At 63.7% G+C, this 5,355-nt stretch carries 5 protein-coding genes and 1 pseudogene; 1 reads left to right on the top strand and 5 read right to left on the bottom strand.

Annotation, left to right across the window (positions count from 1 at the left end):
• A partial coding sequence (locus Q8R73_RS15045; protein WP_305720340.1) for a quinone-dependent dihydroorotate dehydrogenase occupies positions 1–1,082 on the bottom strand: 1,082 nt, incomplete at its 3' end.
• Positions 1,079–1,423, bottom strand: a complete 345-nt coding sequence (locus Q8R73_RS15050) for a DUF952 domain-containing protein (protein WP_305720341.1) — start codon at positions 1,421–1,423, stop codon at positions 1,079–1,081. The genes Q8R73_RS15045 and Q8R73_RS15050, both read right to left, overlap by 4 nt.
• Positions 1,424–1,622: 199 nt before the next feature.
• Here Q8R73_RS15050 and Q8R73_RS15055 point away from each other — a divergent pair, with 199 nt between their 5' ends.
• Complete coding sequence (locus Q8R73_RS15055) at positions 1,623–2,249, top strand: helix-turn-helix transcriptional regulator (protein WP_305720344.1); 627 nt, start codon at positions 1,623–1,625, stop codon at positions 2,247–2,249.
• Positions 2,250–2,380: 131 nt separating this feature from the next.
• Here the strand turns inward: Q8R73_RS15055 and Q8R73_RS15060 are convergent, their stop codons facing one another.
• From Q8R73_RS15060 to lysK, 3 genes and pseudogenes are all read right to left on the bottom strand, one after another.
• A complete protein-coding gene (locus tag Q8R73_RS15060; protein ID WP_305720342.1) occupies positions 2,381–3,307 on the bottom strand; it encodes a hypothetical protein in 927 nt (308 codons plus the stop codon).
• Between the two features lie 86 nt (positions 3,308–3,393).
• Positions 3,394–4,176 (bottom strand): class II aldolase/adducin family protein, encoded by a 783-nt coding sequence (locus Q8R73_RS15065; RefSeq protein WP_305720343.1) that lies wholly within the window; start codon positions 4,174–4,176, stop codon positions 3,394–3,396.
• A gap of 283 nt (positions 4,177–4,459) precedes the next feature.
• Positions 4,460–5,355, bottom strand: a pseudogene (lysK, locus tag Q8R73_RS15070) (lysine--tRNA ligase); the annotation flags it as partial.

Here is a 5,355-nt window from a genome sequence, read left to right on the forward strand (position 1 = left end):
TCCTCGGCGGTAATCGTCGCGGCATCGGCGCCGACGATTTCCGACAGCGAGTCGCGGCCGGTACGCAGCAGGGTCGAGGCGAGATCGTTCTTGATTTCCTCGACGAGGCCGAGGCCCTTGTAGATCAGCGACGAATAGAGCTGGATCAGGCTGGCGCCGGCGCGGATGCGCGTCAGCGCGGCGCCGCCGGAGTCGATGCCGCCGACACCGATCAACGGGAACGCGCCCTCGGCGCGCACATAGGTCTCCGCCACCATCCGCGTTGCCAGCCGGAACAGCGGCCGGCCCGACAATCCGCCCTGCTCTCTGGCGCGGTTGCTTTCGCGCAAGGTCGCGGGCCGCGCCAGCGTGGTATTGGCGACGATCATGCCGTCGACCCGGCGCGAGCGGGCGATATGCACGACATCGTCGAGTTCGGCGAGGCTGAGATCCGGCGCGATCTTGAGCAGCACCGGCGAGTCGCCGGCGTTCTGCCTGACGCGCTCGCGCGCGTCGATCACCTTGGCCAGCAGATCGTCGAGCGCCGACGCCTGCTGCAGATTGCGCAGGCCCGGCGTGTTCGGCGACGAGACGTTGACGGTAAAATAGCTCGCCACCGGCGCAAAGGTCTCGATCAGCCGCACGTAGTCGGCGACGCGATCGACCGAATCCTTGTTGGCGCCGACATTGACCCCGACGATGCCGCCAAGATGGGCGCGCGCCGCCAGCCGGCGCAGCACCGCATCGGCGCCGTCATTGTTGAATCCCATGCGGTTGATGACGGCTTCGTCGCGCTCCAGCCGGAACAGCCGCGGCCGCGGATTGCCGGTTTGCGGCTTTGGGGTCACCGTGCCGATCTCGACGAAGCCGAAGCCGAGCCGCAGCAGCGCGTCGGAGACTTCCGCGCTCTTGTCGAAGCCCGCGGCCATGCCGACCGGATTGGGAAAATTCAGGCCGAACGCCCGCACCGCCAGTTTCGGATCGTCCGGCCTGGTGCGGACAGGCGGCAGCAGCCGCAGGCCCTGGATCGCCAGCCGGTGCGCATCCTCCGGATCGAACCAGCGCAGCAGCGGCAGCGAAAAGGCGTCGAAGGCGCGGATCACGGCTCGAGTTCCGGGACGTCGTGGAAGCCGTCGGACCGCGCATGCATCTCCTGGACCCGGGTGACCGCGCCGAGATCGAGTTCGCCGTAGAGGTGGGGGAAAAGTTCGCCGTTGCGCGATGGCTCCCACCTCAGCGCTTCGCCCAGCGCATCGGCATCGACCGCGATCAGGAACAGGCCGGTCTGGCCGGCGAAATGCTTTCTCGCCGTCCCCGCCACCTGCGACGCTTGCGAGAAATGGATGAAGCCGTCGCGCGCATCGTCGGCGCTGCCCCGGTACACGCCCTGCCGCTCGGCCTCGCGCCAGGCCGAGGCGGGACAAATCTTGTAGATCCTGCGCACCTGCCGAACGTCCTGCCTGCTGCGTGAGTTTCTTGAGGTTTTTCCGGAATTTCCGGACATGTTGCCGACCGTATCGGCGCACCCTGCCCACTTCAAGGGCCGGGTTCACGGCCTTGCGCCGGCGCCGGAAACGGGCTTACTAAGGTAATAATTCCTAACCTGCGAACGAGCCATGGCCAAAGTTCCGAAGGCGCCGCGCATGCTCACCCACGACCAGATCTGGACCGCGCTGGACCGGCTGGCCGAGCGCGCCGGCCTCACGGCCTCGGCGCTGGCCCGGCGCGCCGGGCTCGATCCCACCACCTTCAACAAGTCCAAGCGCATCACCGCCGACGGCCGCGAACGCTGGCCATCCACCGAATCGGTGGCCAAGTCGCTCGCCGCCACCAACACCTCGATCGGTACCTTCGTGGAACTGATCGGCGACAATCCGCGGACCGTCCGGTCGGTGCCGCTGCTCGGCTTTGCGCAGGCGGCCACCGGCGGGCATTTCGACGACAGCGGATTCCCCGCCGGCAACGGCTGGGACGCGGTCGGCCTGCCCGCGGTCAGCGACGAACATGCCTATGCGCTGGAGATCTCGGGCGACGCGATGAGGCCGGCCTATCGCGACGGCGACGTCATCGTGGTGTCGCCGGGCACGGCGATCCGCCGCGGCGACCGCGTGGTGGTGAAGACCACCGGCGGCGAGATGATGGTCAAGGAACTGAAGCGCCGGACCGCGAGGACGATGGAGCTGGCATCGCTCGACCCTGTTCATGTCGACCGCACGCTGGCACCCGGCGAGGTCGAATGGATCGCGCGGATCGTGTGGGTGAGTCAGTAGTGAAGTTGTCATTGCCGGGCTTGACCCGGCAATCCATCAACACAAAGAGTCCTGCGAAGAAGGATGGATGCGCGGGTCAAGCCCGCGCATGACGAGTTGAGCAAGCCATGTCGTCTCGCATGAGCCCGCTATCATCGCTTACCCCGGTAAAGAAAGGTGGCTATACCGCCGTCCTTTACCTCATGAACGATCTCCAGCTCCGGATGCGCGGCCGTGAACCAGTGAGTCTCGTTATAGGACAGGCGAGGCCTCTCGCGATGTGTTCGCCAATCCTGCATTATCAGAAGGGAAATGTCCGGAATCAGGCTTGGAGAAAATATCCGATACCATGCCTCGTTCACCTGCAAGGTCCGACCGCAATCGACGTACATGATCTCGATCGGCGCGCCGCTCCAGTCAATTTGTGCAAGATCCTCATTTCCATCGTAATCGACAATCTTCCCCCGGGTCACGGCGAGACGTTGGCGAATGCCGTGAACGTATTTCTCGAAGAGGTGATGAAAATCCGCATGATCAGGCAGCTGTTCGCAATCGCCGTGCCGGTTCATCCAGGAACTGCGCCAGACGAAGTCATCGAAAACGTGAAGCTGCCTGCCAAGAAATTCCGGATTTTTGTCCAATCCGCGAATGATATGCCGCGTCGACTTTCCCAACCATGGGCCGAGCTCGATTACCTCGCCGTGCCCCCGATATAATCGGCCGATATACTCGTAGTATTGACCTTCCTCTTCCGAAATCATGCCTGGAATTGCATTCGCATCGGATATTCGTGCCTGTTGCGTCCATGGCGAAGTATCCTCCATGAGACATGTCTGGAGGGGAGGCCGTACCCCCGGAGCTGCGCCATCCGCAATGACCCGGCCGGAAAACTTGATCTGACGAATGCGATCTTCAAGCAAGACTTGCTGGAGGTCCACTTTAGCGAACAACCATTCAAGCAGATGCGCGTCATCTCTCGACGCCGAGGCGGTAACGTTGTTCAGGAGGGCATACGCCAACCGAACCTGTGTACGCAGGCTGAGGGATCGAAGCAATGCGGTCTTGATGAGTCGCTTCATTGCAGCAAGCAACTCCCATACTATCCTTCGAGGCGCCGCGCGAAGTGCGCGCGGCTGCTCGGGGATGAGGTTCGGAGCGTGAAGGCCTACTCCGTGTAGTCCGGCTCCTTGCGGTCCAGCATGCGCTTCAGGGCATCGAAGTGCCGCTGCGCAGCACTGGGACCCTCGAACATGCTGCTGCCGCCGATGTCGCGCATGGTCTTCGCAACCACCGGTTCGGGCAACTGTTTCAGCTTTTGCCCGGTCCACATCGCGTAGATCTGCACCTGCGCGGCGCGCTCGACGTAATACAGCATGTCATAGGCATCGGCGACGGAAGCGCCGACCGTGGAGATGCCGTGATTGGCCATGAACAGCACCTTCTTGTCGCCGATCACGCCGGCGAGGCGGGCGCCTTCGGCCGGATCGAGCGCCGGGCCGGTGTACTCGTCGTCATAGGCGATCTCGCCCATCAATCCGACCTCGGTCTGGCCGATCTCCTTGATGCGCGGATCTTCCAGCCGCGTCAGCGCGCTGGCATAGGGCATGTGGGTGTGAAACACCGCCTTGGCCTGCGGCAGCGCCTTGTGGATCGGCGCGTGGATGCAGTAGCAGGAGCGCTCGACGTCGCCCTCGCCGCGCTTGACCTCGCCGTCATCAATGCCGACTTCCATGAAGGACGACGCCGTCACCTCGGACCAGTGCATGCCGAACGGAATCTGGTAGTAGCGGTCGGTACGGCCGGGCACCGTCAGGGTCAGATGGTTGAAGATGCCCTCGCTGAAGCCCTGGTTGAAGGCGAGCCGGTGCGCGGCGGCGAGATCGACCCGCGCCTGCCATTCCTCGGCGCTGTAATTATCGAGCGTTTTCGGCGAAACCCTGAACTGCATGCGTGTGCTCCCTGCTGAACCCGTGATGTTGCCTGCCCCTCGACGGAGGCTTGAAGCGTTCGGATGGCAGGCAGTATAGCGCAGTTTGGACGGGAGCCCGGTGGAAATTGGAGCGGGCCTGCCATCCCGAATTGTCGCAGCGCGCGTTCCTCTTCCCCTCTCCCCTTGTGGGAGAGGGTGGCTTCGCGAAGCGAAGAAGGGTGAGGGGTCTGTCTCCGCGGATAAAGACCCCTCATCCGGCGCTTCGCGCCACCTTCTCCCACAAGGGAAGCAGGAAGAAAGCCTACGCCGACCGTGCCAGCGCGCCGTCGATCATGCTCACCGCGTTGGTCAGGCCATAGACCGCGACGAACGAGCCGAAGCGCGGGCCTTTTTCCTGACCGAGCAGCACCTGGTAGAGCATGTTGAACCAGTCGAGCGAAACGCCCGGGCGGCCGTCCTTGCCCTTCTTGACCGGATCGAGGAACGGCTCGCGGCGGCCGATCTCGTAGACCACGTTCTGGATGTCTTCCGCGCTCGCATCCGCCGGAATGTTCGACAGCGCGTCGCGCAGGTCCTGCAAGGCGACGCGTTCGCTTTCGGTCGGCTCGCGGAACTGCTTGGTCGGCGCCACGAAGTCGCGATAGTAGTTGATGGCGTAGCCGACCATGGCGTCGAGTTTCGGATGGCTCTGCGGCGTCACGCCGGGACGATAGCGCCCGATGAACCCCCACAGGGTCTCCGCATTCTCCGCGTTCGACGACGACACCAGCGTCAGCAACAGCTGGAACGTGACCGGCATGTCGGAGGCCGGCGGCCGGCCGGCATGGATGTGCCAGACCGGATTGGCGAGTTGCTGTTTGGCGTCCTGCCGCGAAAAGCCGTCGAGGAACTGCTGGTAGTCGTCGACATTGCGCGGGATGACGTCGAAATAAAGCCGCTTGGCCGACTTCGGCTCGCGGTACATGAACAGCGACAGCGATTCCGGCGACGCGTAGCGCAGCCATTCGTCGATGGTGAGGCCGTTGCCCTTCGACTTGGAAATCTTCTGGCCCTTGTCGTCGAGGAAGAGTTCGTAGTTGAAACCTTCCGGCGGCAGGCCGCCGAGCGCGGCGCAGATCTTGCCAGACAGTTTTACGGAATCGATCAGGTCCTTGCCGGCCATTTCATAATCGACGCCCAGCGCGTACCAGCGCATCG

The sequence above is a fragment of the Bradyrhizobium sp. genome, assembly GCF_030697065.1.
Lineage (GTDB): Bacteria > Pseudomonadota > Alphaproteobacteria > Rhizobiales > Xanthobacteraceae > Bradyrhizobium.

Coding starts and splice junctions, on each gene's coding strand:
- Q8R73_RS15055 (WP_305720344.1), top strand. CDS start 1,623: ATGCTCACCCACGACCAGATCTGGACCGCGCTGGACCGGCTGGCCGAG.
- Q8R73_RS15060 (WP_305720342.1), bottom strand. CDS start 3,307: ATGAAGCGACTCATCAAGACCGCATTGCTTCGATCCCTCAGCCTGCGT.
- Q8R73_RS15065 (WP_305720343.1), bottom strand. CDS start 4,176: ATGCAGTTCAGGGTTTCGCCGAAAACGCTCGATAATTACAGCGCCGAG.